The 16,029-nt window shown below is 41.7% G+C and carries 17 protein-coding genes and 2 pseudogenes; 2 read left to right on the forward strand and 17 right to left on the reverse strand.

The genetic code is table 11. From position 1 onward, the window contains the following. Positions 1 to 27 precede the first annotated feature (27 nt). Entirely contained in the window at positions 28 to 156 is a 129-nt protein-coding gene (locus tag LG003_RS13705; RefSeq protein ID WP_262980979.1) for a hypothetical protein, read from the forward strand. A 124-nt stretch (positions 157 to 280) separates the two neighbouring features. On the opposite strand, the gene LG003_RS13710 is transcribed toward LG003_RS13705, so the two are convergent. From LG003_RS13710 to LG003_RS13765, 12 genes and pseudogenes are all read right to left on the reverse strand, one after another. Next, positions 281 to 625, reverse strand: coding sequence for a hypothetical protein (locus LG003_RS13710; protein WP_112876449.1), 345 nt, complete (start codon positions 623 to 625; stop codon positions 281 to 283). Then, the gene (locus LG003_RS13715; protein ID WP_240000716.1) at positions 622 to 1,116 is read right to left on the reverse strand and encodes a hypothetical protein; all 495 of its coding nucleotides are present in this window, start codon (positions 1,114 to 1,116) and stop codon (positions 622 to 624) included. Before LG003_RS13715 ends, LG003_RS13710 begins: the two co-directional genes overlap by 4 nt. Next, positions 1,100 to 1,240, reverse strand: coding sequence for a ribonuclease toxin immunity protein CdiI (gene cdiI / locus LG003_RS13720; RefSeq protein ID WP_255566851.1), 141 nt, complete (start codon positions 1,238 to 1,240; stop codon positions 1,100 to 1,102). Before cdiI (LG003_RS13720) ends, LG003_RS13715 begins: the two co-directional genes overlap by 17 nt. Before the next feature lie 7 nt (positions 1,241 to 1,247). Further along, a complete protein-coding gene (gene cdiI, locus LG003_RS13725) occupies positions 1,248 to 1,451 on the reverse strand; it encodes a ribonuclease toxin immunity protein CdiI (protein ID WP_255566853.1) in 204 nt (67 codons plus the stop codon). Positions 1,452 to 1,711: 260 nt separating this feature from the next. Beyond that, positions 1,712 to 2,011, reverse strand: coding sequence for a hypothetical protein (locus tag LG003_RS13730; RefSeq protein WP_240002994.1), 300 nt, complete (start codon positions 2,009 to 2,011; stop codon positions 1,712 to 1,714). Further along, positions 1,968 to 2,495: pseudogene (locus LG003_RS23495) on the reverse strand (DUF637 domain-containing protein); the annotation flags it as partial. The pseudogene LG003_RS23495 and the gene LG003_RS13730, both read right to left, overlap by 44 nt. Before the next feature lie 127 nt (positions 2,496 to 2,622). Further along, entirely contained in the window at positions 2,623 to 3,108 is a 486-nt protein-coding gene (locus LG003_RS13740) for an immunity 42 family protein (RefSeq protein ID WP_112876451.1), read from the reverse strand. Further along, positions 3,105 to 3,752 carry a hypothetical protein gene (locus LG003_RS13745; RefSeq protein ID WP_262980980.1) on the reverse strand — a complete coding sequence of 216 codons (648 nt, stop codon included), beginning with the start codon at positions 3,750 to 3,752 and terminating at the stop codon, positions 3,105 to 3,107. Before LG003_RS13745 ends, LG003_RS13740 begins: the two co-directional genes overlap by 4 nt. Before the next feature lie 78 nt (positions 3,753 to 3,830). Continuing rightward, positions 3,831 to 3,965 (reverse strand): hypothetical protein, encoded by a 135-nt coding sequence (locus tag LG003_RS13750; protein ID WP_262980981.1) that lies wholly within the window; start codon positions 3,963 to 3,965, stop codon positions 3,831 to 3,833. 52 nt (positions 3,966 to 4,017) lie between these two features. After that, positions 4,018 to 4,368 carry a hypothetical protein gene (locus LG003_RS13755; RefSeq protein WP_262980982.1) on the reverse strand — a complete coding sequence of 117 codons (351 nt, stop codon included), beginning with the start codon at positions 4,366 to 4,368 and terminating at the stop codon, positions 4,018 to 4,020. Then, positions 4,365 to 9,561: pseudogene (locus tag LG003_RS13760) on the reverse strand (DUF637 domain-containing protein). Before LG003_RS13760 ends, LG003_RS13755 begins: the two are co-directional and overlap by 4 nt. A gap of 764 nt (positions 9,562 to 10,325) precedes the next feature. Beyond that, on the reverse strand, positions 10,326 to 10,940 hold the full coding sequence (locus LG003_RS13765; protein WP_262980983.1) for a LysE family translocator: 615 nt from the start codon (positions 10,938 to 10,940) through the stop codon (positions 10,326 to 10,328). A gap of 179 nt (positions 10,941 to 11,119) precedes the next feature. Between LG003_RS13765 and folA the strand changes: the two genes are divergently transcribed. Next, positions 11,120 to 11,605 (forward strand): type 3 dihydrofolate reductase, encoded by a 486-nt coding sequence (gene folA / locus LG003_RS13770; RefSeq protein ID WP_112876454.1) that lies wholly within the window; start codon positions 11,120 to 11,122, stop codon positions 11,603 to 11,605. Positions 11,606 to 11,648: 43 nt separating this feature from the next. On the opposite strand, the gene apaH is transcribed toward folA, so the two are convergent. From apaH to surA, 5 genes are read right to left on the reverse strand one after another with little or no spacing between them, the layout of a single operon-like run. Continuing rightward, a complete protein-coding gene (gene apaH / locus LG003_RS13775) occupies positions 11,649 to 12,476 on the reverse strand; it encodes a bis(5'-nucleosyl)-tetraphosphatase (symmetrical) ApaH (RefSeq protein WP_262980984.1) in 828 nt (275 codons plus the stop codon). Between the two features lie 2 nt (positions 12,477 to 12,478). Further along, positions 12,479 to 12,856: a Co2+/Mg2+ efflux protein ApaG gene (gene apaG / locus LG003_RS13780; protein ID WP_112876456.1), complete on the reverse strand. Its 378-nt coding sequence runs from the start codon at positions 12,854 to 12,856 to the stop codon at positions 12,479 to 12,481. Positions 12,857 to 12,868: 12 nt separating this feature from the next. Then, positions 12,869 to 13,687, reverse strand: a complete 819-nt coding sequence (rsmA, locus tag LG003_RS13785; protein ID WP_112876457.1) for a 16S rRNA (adenine(1518)-N(6)/adenine(1519)-N(6))-dimethyltransferase RsmA — start codon at positions 13,685 to 13,687, stop codon at positions 12,869 to 12,871. Then, complete coding sequence (pdxA, locus tag LG003_RS13790; RefSeq protein ID WP_112876458.1) at positions 13,680 to 14,699, reverse strand: 4-hydroxythreonine-4-phosphate dehydrogenase PdxA; 1,020 nt, start codon at positions 14,697 to 14,699, stop codon at positions 13,680 to 13,682. Before pdxA ends, rsmA begins: the two co-directional genes overlap by 8 nt. Further along, on the reverse strand, positions 14,677 to 15,978 hold the full coding sequence (surA, locus tag LG003_RS13795; RefSeq protein ID WP_112876517.1) for a peptidylprolyl isomerase SurA: 1,302 nt from the start codon (positions 15,976 to 15,978) through the stop codon (positions 14,677 to 14,679). The genes pdxA and surA overlap by 23 nt, the downstream gene beginning before the upstream one ends. Positions 15,979 to 16,029 lie beyond the last annotated feature (51 nt).

Raw genomic sequence — 16,029 nt, forward strand, 5'->3', positions numbered from 1 at the left:
GCGCACTTATTATTTATTACTGACAAAATGCCGGATAAAAAAATCAGCGCTTTGTTAGGTGAGGTCAGAGATCTCACAATTTCCCCGGCATTGGCACCACTGTTAACGCCTTTGGCGCTGTGGGTAACGCTGCCGATGATTTTGCCACCCGCCTGAATTTTCATTGGATCGCTGAATGTTTTATCTGATGTTATTGTTACCCTCTTTTTAAATAATTTTCTCTGATAAGTAAATAGTAACTGACAGGTAAATAAGCCCCAGCCGTGGCTGGGGTTGTGAGTTATTTGTTTCGAGGATAGTTATAATGATCAGGTATTTTGTAATCTTCTGGAATCTCAGGCCACAAGTCCTGACTGTTTATTGATACAACATCGTCGATAATATCTGCATATAGATTAGACAGATTCAATGATGTAATCCGAACTCTTGTCAGCGCACATTGAATAGCTATTTGATCATTTTCTTCAATAGTTCTGTTAAGTAACATCACTGCCTGTTCAAAATCATAAATATATTCCTTGTATTTTTCGGTAATATCTAAATTCAGATTTAACTCAGATTGGATATTTTTCCTAAGTGAGAGTAAATTAATACAATAGCTAAGTTTGTTTAGAGTTTTCATCATTTTAATTTTCTCCCCTCCGCAGCTTTAGTTTTAGCATCATTAATTGAACCATCCAAGTTAAGCACAACTCTAAAATTTCCTCTTTTATCAAAAATTTCAAGATGATTCTTATGATCACCATCTAAGTAAATCTGATCGCCTTTTTTGATATATTTATCAATGTCACTTTTTGCAGAATAAATACTCTGCCCATCATACATTTTACTAGTTTTTTGAGTATTTCCTTTAATTTGGCTCCCAAAATCCGGTTGTTTCAGGAATTCATTCATATTACCAACAGCACCCTGATTCGGCTGATAAGGCTGTTTATTCTTCTCAATAATCGAAGCAACCGAAGCTTTACCGCCGATAGCGCCACCAATATCGGCAGATTCTACCGCCTCTTTGGCTATTAGTGCACCTTTTTCCCAAGTTGGCAGTTGTTCAAGCGTATTAAGAAAAGATCCCAGCTTTTGGTACTGGGATCTTTCTGGTTTAAGGGAGTTGAGCAAGTAAGGATTTTACTTGCTCTGTATCTTCTGGATGTAATTGAAGATATTTCTCACAGGCTAGTTTTATATATTCAAAGCCGATGGATTCAGAAACAATAACTTCACCTTCCCATACACCGAACATTATTCCTTCAAAATGGTATTTCAGGATCGGGATCATCTAAGTTTGGAAAAATACAATAGGTTTCATTAACTCCACACCCGTCCTTTTTTAGAACAAGCGGTAAAGCCCATAAAAATTCACCTTGGGAATATATAGAATTAAAAAACTCCTTCATAACCCACTCTGAATCACTGTTATAATCTATTTTTTCAAAAAGACGTTTATTACTCATTGTGTCACCGGGAAAAAGTTAGTAACTGTACTTATATTCTCTGTCTGTTATACGATAGGTCGAAAATTTCGCAATTTTTTTGGAACAGATAACTTATGGGTATGTCAATTCCCGGCACTGAAAACGCTCAGGGCTTGCTTGAACGTGTGTTTAATCAATCAACTGGCTGATAATTCCCCGTGTTAGCGTACTGCTAACACGGGAGGATAATCATTTCATTAACAAGAGATCACGCAAATCCATTTGTAGACTCTTAAATTTTACAAATATTCTTTAGGTATATTTGATATCTGCTCCTCTAGTGACCAATTTTCTGGCTTGGATCTTTCGAAATTCCACTTTGCGCCTTTATCCAACCACTTAGATCTGTAATTTTTTAATGCTGTTAAAGTAGCATCTTCATAGCCAAATTCCACCCCACAGCAATCACAAATATCAAACGTTGGTGAATTGCCATCTCCACCCCACGGAGGATCTAATTGTTCTGCACCACATACACGGCATACATATAATCTATTATTTTTGTGCATTGAAGTAATCCAAATTTGTTTTATATCCATGATCTACTGGATTTGGTTTAAACATTGTTTTAGGAACACCATCCGCATTTTTTACTGCGAAAATATTTGTCTCTGAATTGTAATATAAAGTATCTCCATTAGCTCGGGTTTTGATTAAAGTTCCTTTCGGAGGATTTTTAATAAAATTATGGGTGGCTTCAACATATTGTTTTGAATTCTGATATTCAGGGAATTCACTTTTATGTTTATCCCAGTGACCATAAGCATTTGCTACAGGTTCTTTTTTCTTCGTTTCCGTCCATATTTGAGTTTCTTTAGTTTTGCCTGAATCTATTGTGTTGCCAACATTACGATTCTTCCCAACAATCGAAGCAACGGAAGCTTTACCGCCGATAGCGCCACCAATACCGGCAGATTCTACCGCCTCTTTGGTTATCAGCGCGCCTTTTTCCCAGGCGGGTAACGAGTTATATAACAGCCCTAAATCGTTCTGGTTTTCTGTCGTTACAAACTGGCTGAGATGGTTGGAATTTTTAATCCTAACTCTGCATTAGACTGATAAATAGAAAATATTTATCCTTATTTAATCTAATCCGCCAAGTTAAAATAATCCCAGCCGTAGCTGACTGGGATTAGAGTTTTATCTAGACTTACGAGTCATTAGTAGATATTTTAGTTAACGGACATTGTGACATTTTTTGAATTACAGAATCAACTGTACCGGCAGGTAATAATGTCTCCTTTATTGTATTCCCATCATCAATACTCCAAATTAGGCGATCATTTTGGCTTGTTTTCATAAAATAAATATAATAGCCATTATCCCCCATTGCAGTACAAGTCATATCAAACAAGCCATCAATAAGATCTTCTCCTTCCCCTGTAAAATAACTTTCTGCATTTCTGTATAAGGTAATAGGATCAAAGGGAATATCATTACATGCTAACTCATCTATTTTCATATTTGAGTAAAATCCAATTGTTGTTCTTAATTCGAAAACATCAACAATGTCAAATAATTTATTCCCTTCTAAATAGAAAGAAAATATTCCATTTTTCCAAAAGCTATCTGGAGAGTTCCATGACTCAACAATGTCAAATTGAAGAGAAAAGTAAAATGGATCACCATAAATCATTTTAGTTTCACCCCTAGTTTTTTCTGAATATCACTTGGCACCTGTTTGCTTGTTAAGGAATTGTTAATATCTCCGGAGCTGCCATTCCAATGATATTCTCCGTTAGTTCCTTCGAATCGGTGAACATTACCGTTCTTATCTACTGAGAATCGAACCTCTTTATTGTTATAGTTTTTTGAGCTTGGTATAGAGTTTTCAAAAAGAATTAGAGAGTCTCTAGGTTCTATTCCTGCATTTTTGCGATTTCCATCACCTCCGGGAGTATGTTTAGGGTTTGATTTGTAAGTTAGCCCATTAGAAGCGACTATTGGCTCTGGTACCGGTATTGCGCTTCCTCGGCGTTTCCCAATAATCGAAGCAATGGAAGCTTTACTGCCGATAGCGCCACCAATACTGGCAGATTCTACCGCCTCTTTGGCTATCAGCGCACCTTTTTCCCAGGCAGGCAGCGAGTTATATAACAGCCCTAAATCGTTCTGGTTTTCTGTCGTTACAAACTGGCTAATACGATGGGCATTTTCAGCTGATGAATCAAACATCCATCTCAGACCACTAATAGCATCCGCTGTTTTTATCCCGCCGTCCATTTCAGCCTGATAGGTCAGTGTGCATAACCCACCGTTCCCGGCACAGGCAGATAACATTTCTGCCCGGTGTGCAGCGCTCAGTTTGTTGTATTTGTTCCAGATTATTTCGGTAGGAGTTCCTTGCTTATTAGCTTCCTAGAGCTCTCTAGCCAGATTATAGGCATTCACGGAGTTCAGGTGGTTAAAGAGAATAACAATTTCCCCGGCATTAGCCCCACTGTTAGCGCCTTTGGCGCTGTTGGTTGCAATGCTGCCGATGATTGCTGACAAAAGGTCGAAAGCCCGCGTGATGTGGGCTTTCGGTTCATAATGGCTGAGATTATTATTTACTAGATGGATAAATGTAATTGTCAGGGATCTTTGTCCAACCATTCAGATGAAGCAATACTTCTGCATCTTCAGTTATTGCTTCAAAGAAACTAGATAAACTCATTGAATGACTACGGATTCTTAATAAGGCTGCCTGTGTAGTCATTTCATCTCCATTTTCTGTTGCATCGGCTAGCAACTCAGCGGTACCACATAATAAAGTTAAATATCTTTTTAGTCTTTTATCTAAGTGGTCATTGTAGTTTATTGATAGGTTATCCGTATCTATCGTGCCAATAGATTTTTGGTTGAGAATGAGCAAAAAGTCTTTTTTCATTCTATCAAGAGGAATATGGTCTATCATTTTGGCAATCTCCGTCCTTCAATCATTGCTTTTTGGGTTTTAACCTCATTATATGAACCATCTAAATTAAGAACAGATTTGAATTTCCCATTCTTATCAAAGATTTCAATATGATTTTTATGCATTCCATCAAGATAATATTTATCGCCTTTAGCTATATGATCTCCGACCACATCTTTAGCTTGATAAACACTTTGGCCTTGATAGATTTGGCTGGTTTTACTTGAGCTATTCTTTATTTGGCTTCCAAATCCTGGCTGTCTAAAAAACTCCCCCATATTACCAACAGCACCTTTATTCGGCTGATAAGGCTGTTTACTCTTCCCAACAATCGAAGCAATGGAAGCTTTACCGCCGATAGCGCCACCAATACCGGCAGATTCTACCGCCTCTTTGGCTATCAGCGCACCTTTTTCCCAGGCAGGCAGCGAGTTATACAACAGCCCTAAATCGTTCTGGTTTTCTGTCGTCACAAACTGGCTGATACGATGAACATCCTCAGCCGATAAGTCAAACATCCATCTTAAGCCACTAATAGCATCCGCTGTTTTTATCCCGCCGTCCATTTCGGCCTGATAGGTTAGAGTGCATAACCCACCGTTCCCGGCACAGGCAGACAACATTTCTGCCCGTTGCGCAGCGCTCAGTTTGTTGTATTTGTTCCAGATTGCTTCGGTAGGCGTTCCTTGCTTATGTGCCTCTTGAAGCTCTCTAGCCAGATTGTAGGCATTCATGGAGTTCAGGTGGTTAAAGAGAATGACAATTTCTCCGGCATTGGCCCCACTGTTAGCGCCTTTGGCGCTGTTGGTCGCAATGGCCCCTGCAACGCTGCCGATGATTTTGCCGCCCGCCTGAATTTTCATTGGATCATTGAATGTTTTATCCAATGTTATCGCGGCCAGTTCTGCGGCTAATGCCCCGGCAGCAGCACCTTTGGCATCACCGCCGCCAATTTCCGCTGCAAGGGCAGAAACTACCGCATGGCTGATGGCTTTTCCGGGTAAACCTGACACCTGACCGTTCTTGCCAATCAACCCGGCCCCTTCGGCGTTAATCTGGCTGCTAATATTGGCCAGTAATGCGGTGGTAAAATTGTCCTTAAAACTACCGCCATTGATGGCTGTACCCAGGCTGGAACTGATAATGGATTGACCTGCTACCCGTTGAGCCACTTTGCTCCAGTCACCCTTGCTCAGTTGAGGTAATGTCGCTTTTGCCGGGTCAATTTGCGTGCCATTGGCGGCTTTATCCCATCCCATGATGTTATCAAAACCCGCCAAAGCCCCACCCATCGCCATTGACGTGAGGGTTGATTTAACCGTATCGCTGTTTCCCATCACTTTTAAGGTTTTAGATAAGTCACCTTGATTATCCACCAAAGCTACCGCTGCCTGAGAAGCGAGTGCGGCCATGCCGGAAGCTGTCGCGCCGTAAGCGACTGAACTCATGGCGGCGGCCGTGCTGGCGGTAGCGCCTGCTGCCGTCGCGGCTGAACCCGCTGTACTTGCGGCTGACCCGGCAACCGAAACCGTTAAGCCGGCTCCCGCTGTTGCAGCGGCGACGGCAATCGCGATAACCGCAGAGACCACCGGATTCAGGTGCTGGCTTTTATAATCCCAACTATCATAGGCATCTTTAACTAAATTCCATTGAACGTCTTTACGTTCACTGAGTCCTTTTAACCAGGCGGTTTCCGGCGTATTGCCGAAGACTGATACCGCATTTTGTAACGATTGACCATTTTGGGCTTTGATATCCGCGCTAACTCCTTTGGTCGCCTCCACGGTGAATTTTCCGCCGATATGAATGGCAGGCAGAACCCATGTGTTTTCGGTATAACCTTTATCGGTCTGCTTGATATAAAAGCCTTTGGAATGGGTAATCGTCTGTTCAAAGGTGCTGTTTTTGACCGCTTTAAAATTGACTTTACCGTGAGTGCTGGTCAGTTTGGCATTTTTATTAGTCGCCATTTTACTGGCTTCGTAAGTGCTGTCATCCCGGCTTAACAGATTAATATCACCGCCAGCGGTAAATTCAGTGACTTTATTCGTGACATCATGACGGGTACGTTTAGCGGTTTTCTTCTTGCCATACCAATTACGATTTGTCTCTGTTTTTTCATAGTGGCTGGATTCTTCCATCGCCTGAGCGTAGAGATAACCGCCTTTCGCCGCGATATCCATTGCCCCTTTGGAAGCCAGTTTGGTGGCCTGAAAAAGAATGCTGCCGTTTGAAAGGACAGTCAGCACGCCACCACTGGTTAATTCAGTACTTTGTTGAGTATAGGTTTCTGTGATGCTGTCATCTTTGAAATAATCAGCGCGATCTTTGTAGAAGTGATTCCGAGCCGACTCGAAACGTATATCACCACCAGAGGTAATCGTGATATCACCATCAGAAAGTAGCGTTGAACCCACAGTGGTAATGGCTCCATTTGCAGCCATTGTCAGCTTTTTGGTACCACGGATTTGTGCGCCATGATTTCTGTCATCCTTATATTCATCATAATGCTCAGGTCTGTCATCGTCATTGTAAGCAATAGCCGAGTAAAGCAGGGGCAGGAGTGTGATATTCCTGCCAGAGGATAATAATGCGTTACCGTTTGCCTGTATCTGGACCGCCTTTCCGTTGATATCTGTACCGCTGATAACACTGATATTATTTCCGGCGGTTAATCGGCTGCTTAATTCTCCTGAACGTGATGAAGGGAATAATTTATTCAGTGACGGCGATAATTCACGGGGAGTCAGATCAATACTTTTTGCCGAAGTTAAGTTGATGTCTTTTTCTGCGGAAAAACGAATACTCTTCGCAGATAAATTTCTGCCGGCATTAATCACAACAGAATTTTTTGCATCCAGCTTACCCATTTTAGATAACATGTTATTAAAAAGTTCTTGCTCTTTAATGTAAGAGAGAATATTGCCAATTCGGTTATGTGATAATAGCACCGCATTGTTATTGTCAATCGTAATATCATTATTTGCCGCCAAAGTAATATTATCACTTTTAGTTAAAAATACATCCCGTAAAATAATATTCTTGCCTGCGTTTAACAATAAATCACCGGTTGCTTCAATGCTGCTGATTATTCGATTACCATCGTGGTTGAAATATCCGGCAGTCTCATTGCTTTGCAATTTTAAATCCGCATTACGGCTAATAACAGTAATATTTTTTCCCTTGATTTTACTCTGCAATGCATCAATATTATCAGCGGCAATCATAGAGATATTACCACCAGAAATAACTTCCGCTGTATTTAATGTAATAGAGTCAGTTGCCAAAATAGTGATATCGTTATTCGCTTTAATAATATTATTGTTACTAATTTTCCCTGAGTTTAATACAATATTTTTAGCAGATAATGTATCATAACTGCCTGCGACAGTTATTTGGGACATTTCATTTATGTCATAGGGTAGTGGGGTGCGAATATTAATATTATCTTTAAAATCAGCGACAAGATTACCGGTAGCAACAACACTGGCTGGTTCAATAATATTTTTTTATCCTCCCATGTTTTAACGTTTCCTGATTTGTCAAAGTCTGTCCTAATATATACGTCACCAATGGAAGATATATTACTTTCAGTTTCTTTTTCAGTATATACAATATAATTATTTAGCACGCCGGTTATTTTGCTTTCATTAATAAAATTAATTCCCGTCAAGAAAATATCTTTACCGGCACTCATCTTACTGACAAAATTCAAGAGTTCATCACTGTTGATATAAATATTCTTTCCAGATGTGATAACTCCTGGCTGCTTACTGTCAGAAATGATGGTTTCAGTTCTAGAGTGATTTACATGAACTCTCTCGTCTATAATATTATCTCTACCAAAATCAACACGTCCAAACCATTTCTCAGGAAGTGGCGTTATTAATTCAGCCTCATGAATAACTGAGTTTCCAAAATCACTGGTTTCCGTTTCATTAATAATCATGTTTTTATCTGTTGAATCGGGTATTAACTCTTTGTTTTTAACAACAAAAACATCACGTGCATTATTAAGTTTTTTGGTCCTGACAACCAAATCTCCCTTCACGGTTTTTATTGTCGCAGATCTATTTTCGACTAACTGACCTTTATTCCCCTGAGCATCTTTCTGTATCCACATATTATCGTTGGCTTGTAGCAAGGCTTTGTTGCCTGTATTTTTCACAGTGTCGCCAAATATCCGTATATCCCGACCTGCGGTTACACTGCCTTTATTATCCAGTGTGGTATTTTCCAGAGTAATATCTCGTCCCGCTTGCACTTTAATATTGGGCGCAATATGGGTTTCTTTGCCAATAATATTCAGGTCCGTTTTAGCCTTAATATTTCCCAGCTCAATTTTGCCATTGGCGTTTAAAGTAATATCACGCTGGTTACTGGTTAACTCTTTCAAATTAACGCCAACGCCCTCTTCAGTGGCAACCAGTCGAATTTTATTGGCATACATGCCGCCTAACGCTTTGGTATCAACCGCTAATTGAGGTTTAGCACCTTCGCCAGCGACAGGTTTAACTGTGCCGTCTTTTAAACTGATTCGGTTAGCGCCTTGCGTCAGGGACAGGTTATTAGCCTGAATTTTTCCATTTAATTCCGTTGCACGGCTGATAATATCGACATAATCCGTCGCCTTGCCATCTAACCCTTTACCGCCAATAGTAATTTGGCCTTTTTTAACCTCCAATGCTTCCAACGCGCCCTGTTTATCAAATTGGGGTTTACCCGTGGTCAGTGTTGCGCTCGAGGTATTAATAAAACCACACCATCACAGGTAATGCCGTTGGGGTTAGCAATCATCACATTGGCTTTATTGCCGAAAATCTCCAACTGACCTTGCAGATTAGATCGTCCGCTGCCGGTCACTTCATTAATAATCAGTTCCGCTGCTTTTCCATGCAGATTAGGGTTAGCGTTAAGTTGTCCCGCCAGTTGTGATTTAGCCGTTTGAGTGGCGTTATTGAGTACGGCGCCTTGAGTGGCGATATTGAACTCTTTATAAGTATTGTGAGATATCCCCGCGTCATTCGGCGTAGCAATATTCACCACCGGGACATTGCCCTGATTTTGTACCTGAGTCTGGTTATTATCCGGTGTGATTCCAGCGGCAATCGCCGGGTGTAGCGGCTGGATTGCCGTCAGGTAAATTAAAAGATAACTCTTGCCTCTCGCCACAGAGTTGTTGTGTTTACTCATCGTACTCTCCCTTTTGTTGAATTTAAGTGTTACAAAGTTACAAAGTCAGTGATACTGACCAATAAGTGACCCGGTTATCTGCGGTCAGGCTGTGGTGATAAAATGGTCATATACCCACAGAGAATATTGATGATTTAATAGTTACATCATTAAACTATACTAATATGAAATTAATTGATTGTCAGAATGGGTAGTATGAAATGTGATCAGGTGTCGATTTTTTAATCCTGATAATGGGGAATCTGTTATATTAAATGCCGGTAAATTGCGATAAGGCTAGAGGTATTGTTTCTTTACTCCTGCCTTGACACTTTCAGTTTTCGCGTGATGGTATCTGGCAATTTGATTAGGACGGGCTTCCACGATGAAAAGACCCGTAAAGAATTTAACCATTAAAGGTAAAAGACCTTGATTAAAGATTTTTTAAGGTGGGTATATACCATTATGATTAAAATTAATAAAATAACAGGCGTCAAAAATGGTAAAAAATCGTTAAAACTTTATACTATTAAACCCAGATGTTAAAACAATGACTTTTAGTCACAGTTTAAAACCTACCTATCGAAATTCTTAATGAAAAAAATTGGCTTTAATAACGTTTTCAACCGAAGAATGAATTTTTTCATAAGCCAATTAAATAATTGATGGTAAAAAACTGGAATAATAAAATCTCTGAATAAATCAGGGCTGGATTTTGAGGTGCGCTTTATTAAGCGCACTTTTCTATGTTTATTGAAAATTTAAAAGAAAAGAATCACTGTCTGTTATCCCAGTGCTACTTTGACACCTAAGCCAATTAAAACGATGCCTAGTAGTTTATCGATAATCTTCTGAGCCTTAGCTAATCCGCGGCGTACTGGGGCACTTTGGATCAATATGACTAACAGTGGCCAATAGATGACTGACAATCCCCAGATAATAGAGGCATACCATAATTTCTCGCCAACACCAGAATTGACATTTAGCAACTGAGTAAATATTGCCAGAAAAAACAACGTTGCTTTTGGATTCAGTAAGTTACATAAGAACCCCTGCATAAACGCTTTTTGGAAAGTAACAATCTGCTGTGGTTGATCATCGAAAGTTAGAGTATTCCCACCACGTGAAAGCATGCTATTGATCCCAATCCAAATAAGATAAGCTGCTCCGGCATATTTCATCAGGTTAAATAGCCACGGCGTTGTGGTGATAACAATAGCCAACCCGGCGACGCAATAAACCATATGGCAAGTTATAGCAGCGATTAAGCCCACTACTGTCATCATAGCGGCGGAACGTTGGTAACGTATAGCATTTTTGACTACCAAAAAGAAATCGGGGCCGGGAGAGAGCATACCCAACGTTGAGATAGTGATGACGACCAGTGATGTTTCCAGCATAATGTACCCTATGGTTAATATTAGCTTTGTTATTATTTTGATCAATAAATGTCTTAAGTAATAAACCAAGTATAAATTAATCTTTTGTACTTAAGAAAGCGTTGAGCCTATCGACTGGGTACATCCCTTTCCGTATAGTGTCATCAATTTTTATACTATTTGCCTATTAAGGTGGCTTAATGAATATCAGCTTGATCGCTGCTTTAGCTATGGATCGGGTTATCGGCATGGAGAGTAAAATGCCGTGGAATCTGCCGGGAGATCTGGCCTGGTTTAAACGTAATACATTGAATAAACCCGTTATTATGGGGCGAGTAACTTATGAATCTATAGGTCGTCCGTTACCGGGAAGACTCAATATTGTATTGAGTAGTCAGCCGGGTAATGATGAATGTGTAACCTGGGTAAGTTCAGTTGATGAAGCACTGGCTGTGGCGGGTGATGTAGAAGAAGTTATGGTCATGGGTGGTGGTAAAGTTTATGACCAATTTATTTCACGAGCGAGTCGTATGTACCTGACTCACATCGATGCAGAAGTGATAGGTGATACACATTTTCCTGACTATGAACCGGATGAATGGGATTCTGAATTTACTGAGTACCATGATGCCGATGAATTAAATTCTCACAGCTACTGTTTTGAGATTTTACAACGTCGTCTGTGATTGATAGAACACGCCGGTGAGCTTTTTTCACGGCGTGTCTGGCTTAATGCTGTTTTACTGCCGGTAACGATGATTGTGTAAAATATTGCTTATCTTCCCAACGCAACATCGTCAGTTGTCCTCCCCAACAGCAGCCTGTATCTAATGCATAAAACCTTTCGGGTGTTCCCTGGCCTTCCAATGATGCCCAGTGACCAAAAACGATGGCATACTCTGATGGGATCTGCCGTTCCAGTTCAAACCAAGGTCTTAGCGGCGCAGGCGCGTTTTCGGGCTTATCTTTGCACAACATGTCTAACTGACCATTTGGAAAACAGTAACGCATACGTGTCAATGCATTAGTACTGAAACGTAAACGTGCCAGCCCAGAGAGTTCTGGTGACCAGTTGTTTGGCATATCCCCATACATGGAATTGAGAAACAGAGGGTAACAGCTACTGTTGAGCATGGTTTCAACTTCGCTGGCACACATTTTTGCTGTTTCCAAATCCCATTGAGGCGTAATACCGGCATGTGTCATGAGCAGTTTTAGATCATCATCGAACTGTAGTAACGGTTGTTTGCGTAGCCAATTAATTAATTCATCGGCATCTGGCGCGGACAGTAACGTATCAATTTTATCTTTAGGTTTATTACGGCTGATCCCGGCATAAACGCCCAATAAATGGAGATCGTGATTGCCTAATACCATCCTTGAGGCTGAACCTAACTGTTTAACATATCGGAGAACGTTAAGAGAGTCCGGGCCTCGGGCAACTAAATCTCCTGTTAACCACAATGTGTCCTTTTTAGGATCAAAATTAGCCTTGGTTAATAAAGCACGTAATTCACGGTAGCAGCCATGAATATCACCAATGAGATAGGTAGACATAATCAATTAATCAGCGTTGGGATAGCCAGACGGAAAACCGGAATGGCAACGCGAAATGGTTCGCCATTGTGGTCAACCATTTCATAATGGCCTTCCATAGTACCCAAGGGCGTTTCCAATATTGCGCCGCTGGTGTAACGGTATTCGGTACCTGGCTGGATTATGGGTTGCTCACCAACAACACCTTCCCCTTGAACTTCCGTTTGATGGCTATCGCTATTGGTAATCAGCCAGTAACGATTCATTAACTGAACCAGTTCGCGCCCAAGATTTCGAATAGTAACTGTATAGGCAAAAACGAAACGCCGTTGATCGGGACACGATTGGCTTTCTACATAAACACTTTGTACCTGAATAGAAACCCTGGGCGTATTAATCATAATTGACTCCTGTTATGACTGCATTTCAGGTTGTTCTGATAGCCAGTTTGCCATTTTACAGTACTGCTCAACAGAAATATTCTCTGCACGAGTACTTGGATCGATACCAAGTTCTGTTAGCTGTTCTACAGTAAAAAGATCACCGAGGCTGTTACGGATAGTTTTACGCCGTTGGTTGAAAGCTTGAGTCGTGATCCGGCTCAGCATACGAATATTTTTGACGGGGTGCGGTATGCTTTTGTGCGGTACCAGACGTACAACGGCTGAATCGATTTTAGGTGCGGGAGTAAACGCGGTTGGCGGTACTTCCAGCACAGGGATAACCTGACAATAATATTGGGCCATGACACTCAAACGCCCGAAAGCTTTACTTCCGGGGCCAGCTGCCAGACGGTTTACCACCTCTTTTTGTAACATAAAATGCATATCAGCAATAGCATCAGTATAGCTGAAAAGGTGGAACATTAACGGCGTGGAAATATTATAAGGTAAATTACCAAAGACGCGTAGCGGCTTCCCTCTTTGCTGAGACAATTCGCCAAAATTAACCGTCATGGCGTCTTGCTGGATGATGGTAAGTTTATCTTTTAATTGTGGATGAACTTGTAGACGTGCGGCTAAATCGCGGTCGAGTTCAACCGCGGTCATTTTATCTATACGTTCGCCGACCGGTTCTGTCAATGCACCAAGACCGGGGCCAATTTCTAACACTGCTTGGCCGGGTTGTGGATTGATAGCGGCAACAATACTATCAATGACAAATTGATCGGTTAAGAAGTTCTGCCCGAAACGTTTACGGGCAAAGTGCCCTTGGTGGACTCTGTTATTCATTACTGTTTTGTATCATTTTAATTGCTAAATTTAATGCGGTGATAAAGCTTCCCACATCAGCTTGACCTGTCCCGGCCAGTTCCAGTGCTGTGCCATGATCGACCGAAGTACGGATGAACGGCAGGCCCAATGTAATATTCACTGCTCTGCCAAAACCTTGGTATTTTAACACGGGTAATCCCTGGTCGTGATACATTGAGAGTACGGCGTCTGCATGTTGAAGATATTTAGGTTGAAACAAAGTATCTGCCGGTAAAGGGCCTTCCAGCACGATGCCTTCTGCTCTCAGACTGGCTAATGCAGGAATAATAACATCAATCTCTTCCCGTCCCATATGGCCGCCTTCTCCCGCATGAGGATTCAGACCGCAAACATAAATACAGGGTTTTGCCAGGCCAAACTTTGTTTTTAAGTCATGGTTAAGAATAGTAATCACTTCTCGCAGGCTATCGAAAGTGATGGACTTTGGTACATCAATAATGGGTAGATGCGTCGTTGCCAGGGCAACCCGAAGTTCTTCTGTCGCAAGCATCATGACGACTCGTTGGCATCCGCTGCGATCGGCAAAGAATTCGGTATGGCCGATAAAAGGCACGCCAGCATCATTGATATTCCCTTTATGAACTGGCCCTGTGACTAATGCTGAAAATTCCCCGTTTAAACAGCCGTCACAAGCTTGTGCCAGTGTTTCGGTGACATATCTACCGTTTTCTTGATTCAATTCGCCAGCGATTGCGGGTACATGAAGAGGAACTGGCAGTATTGTCAACGTCCCGGCAGCCTGTGGTTCGTGGGGCTTGTCAGCAGAATATTCTTGTAGTTGCAAAGGTAAATTAAGTTGTCTGGCTCTGTCGAGAAGCAGGTTGGGGTCTGCGCAAGCGACCAATTGCCTTGGCCAACTTTGTTGAGCAAGAGCCACTGTTAAATCAGGCCCAACCCCGGCAGGCTCGCCGGGGGTAATAACGATCGGTTTATTAATAACAATTGGTTTATTGTTGTGCATCGCTGCCATCTAAAATTTTCACATAAGCTGAGGCGCGTTGTTCCTGCATCCAACTTTGTGCTTCTTCGGTGAATTTACGGTTGAATAACATACGGTAAGCACGATCTTTCTGAGCGACATCTGTTTTATCAACTTTGTGAGTGTCCAGCAGTTGGATCAGATGCCAACCAAAAGATGAGTGAACTGGCTGGCTGATTTCACCTTTGTTCAGTCGCATTAATGCGTCACGGAAAGCAGGATCGTAGATATCAGGGGTAGTCCAGCCGAGATCACCACCACGCAGGGCGGAGCCTGGATCGTCTGAAAACTCTTTGGCGGCATCGGCAAAATCAGTTTTTCCACTGCGAATATCACTGGCGATTTGCTGCAACTTGGTACGCGCTTGATCATCGGTCATGACAGGAGAAGTTCTTAATAGAATATGGCGGGCATGAACTTCAGTGATGGCGATGGTTGGATTACCGCCACGGATGTCATTAACTTTGAGAATATGGAAACCAACACCGGAACGAATTGGGCCAACAACGGCACCTTTCTGAGCTAATTGCAGTTGTTCAGCAAACAGAGTTGGTAACTCCTGAAGCCTACTCCAACCCATATTACCGCCTTTCAGCGCTTGTGGATCGGCAGAATAGGCGATAGCCAATTTACCGAAATCAACACCATGTTTAAGTTCAGACATAATTTTCTGCACTACCGTCATGGCTTTTTCCATTTGTGCCTGATCAGGATTTTCTGGCAATGGGATCAGAATGTGGCTGATATTCAATTCAGTATCGTTAGTATTCTGGTTGCTAATTTGTTTAACTAAGGCATCGATCTCTTGAGGCAAAATGGTGACACGACGGCGGACTTCATTATTGCGCACTTCTGCTATCAGCATCTCTTTACGGATCTGATCACGGTAAGTATCGAAACTCATTCCGTCAGCAGCAATGCGATGTTTCATTTGATCCACTGTGATGTGGTTCTGGGCTGCAATATTGGCAATTGTAGAATCCAATGCTTGATCAGGAATGGTGATCCCCATCTGTTTTGCCATTTGTAGCAGGATATTATCTATAATCAGACGCTCAAGGATCTGATGACGTAGCGTTTGTTCATCCGGTATTTGCTGGCCGGCATGTTGCGCATCCAGTTTGACAGATTGTAAGCGGTTGTTGATGTCGCTCTCCAGTACCACCCCGTTATTAACGACCGCAGCAATTTTATCCATTTGCTGAGGCGCAGCGAAGGCAGTACTCACTGAAAACATCAATCCGAAAATGAGAGTTCTCCAGTTCTTCATACTTTTCCCATCATATGTAGGTTCCGCAATAGCGGATTTATCATGTTTAAT

It is taken from the genome of Photorhabdus kleinii, assembly GCF_025384885.1.
Classification (GTDB): domain Bacteria; phylum Pseudomonadota; class Gammaproteobacteria; order Enterobacterales; family Enterobacteriaceae; genus Photorhabdus; species Photorhabdus kayaii.

What these genes read in the sequence shown, in the direction of transcription:
- LG003_RS13705 (WP_262980979.1), top strand. Translation starts at nt 28, where the DNA reads ATGCCGGATAAAAAAATCAGCGCTTTGTTAGGTGAGGTCAGAGATCTC.
- LG003_RS13710 (WP_112876449.1), bottom strand. Translation starts at nt 625, where the DNA reads ATGATGAAAACTCTAAACAAACTTAGCTATTGTATTAATTTACTCTCA.
- cdiI (WP_255566851.1), bottom strand. Translation starts at nt 1,240, where the DNA reads ATGTTCGGTGTATGGGAAGGTGAAGTTATTGTTTCTGAATCCATCGGC.
- cdiI (WP_255566853.1), bottom strand. Translation starts at nt 1,451, where the DNA reads ATGAGTAATAAACGTCTTTTTGAAAAAATAGATTATAACAGTGATTCA.
- LG003_RS13730 (WP_240002994.1), bottom strand. Translation starts at nt 2,011, where the DNA reads ATGGATATAAAACAAATTTGGATTACTTCAATGCACAAAAATAATAGA.
- LG003_RS13740 (WP_112876451.1), bottom strand. Translation starts at nt 3,108, where the DNA reads ATGATTTATGGTGATCCATTTTACTTTTCTCTTCAATTTGACATTGTT.
- LG003_RS13745 (WP_262980980.1), bottom strand. Translation starts at nt 3,752, where the DNA reads ATGTTATCTGCCTGTGCCGGGAACGGTGGGTTATGCACACTGACCTAT.
- LG003_RS13755 (WP_262980982.1), bottom strand. Translation starts at nt 4,368, where the DNA reads ATGATAGACCATATTCCTCTTGATAGAATGAAAAAAGACTTTTTGCTC.
- LG003_RS13765 (WP_262980983.1), bottom strand. Translation starts at nt 10,940, where the DNA reads ATGCTGGAAACATCACTGGTCGTCATCACTATCTCAACGTTGGGTATG.
- folA (WP_112876454.1), top strand. Translation starts at nt 11,120, where the DNA reads ATGAATATCAGCTTGATCGCTGCTTTAGCTATGGATCGGGTTATCGGC.
- apaH (WP_262980984.1), bottom strand. Translation starts at nt 12,476, where the DNA reads ATGTCTACCTATCTCATTGGTGATATTCATGGCTGCTACCGTGAATTA.
- apaG (WP_112876456.1), bottom strand. Translation starts at nt 12,856, where the DNA reads ATGATTAATACGCCCAGGGTTTCTATTCAGGTACAAAGTGTTTATGTA.
- rsmA (WP_112876457.1), bottom strand. Translation starts at nt 13,687, where the DNA reads ATGAATAACAGAGTCCACCAAGGGCACTTTGCCCGTAAACGTTTCGGG.
- pdxA (WP_112876458.1), bottom strand. Translation starts at nt 14,699, where the DNA reads ATGGCAGCGATGCACAACAATAAACCAATTGTTATTAATAAACCGATC.
- surA (WP_112876517.1), bottom strand. Translation starts at nt 15,978, where the DNA reads ATGAAGAACTGGAGAACTCTCATTTTCGGATTGATGTTTTCAGTGAGT.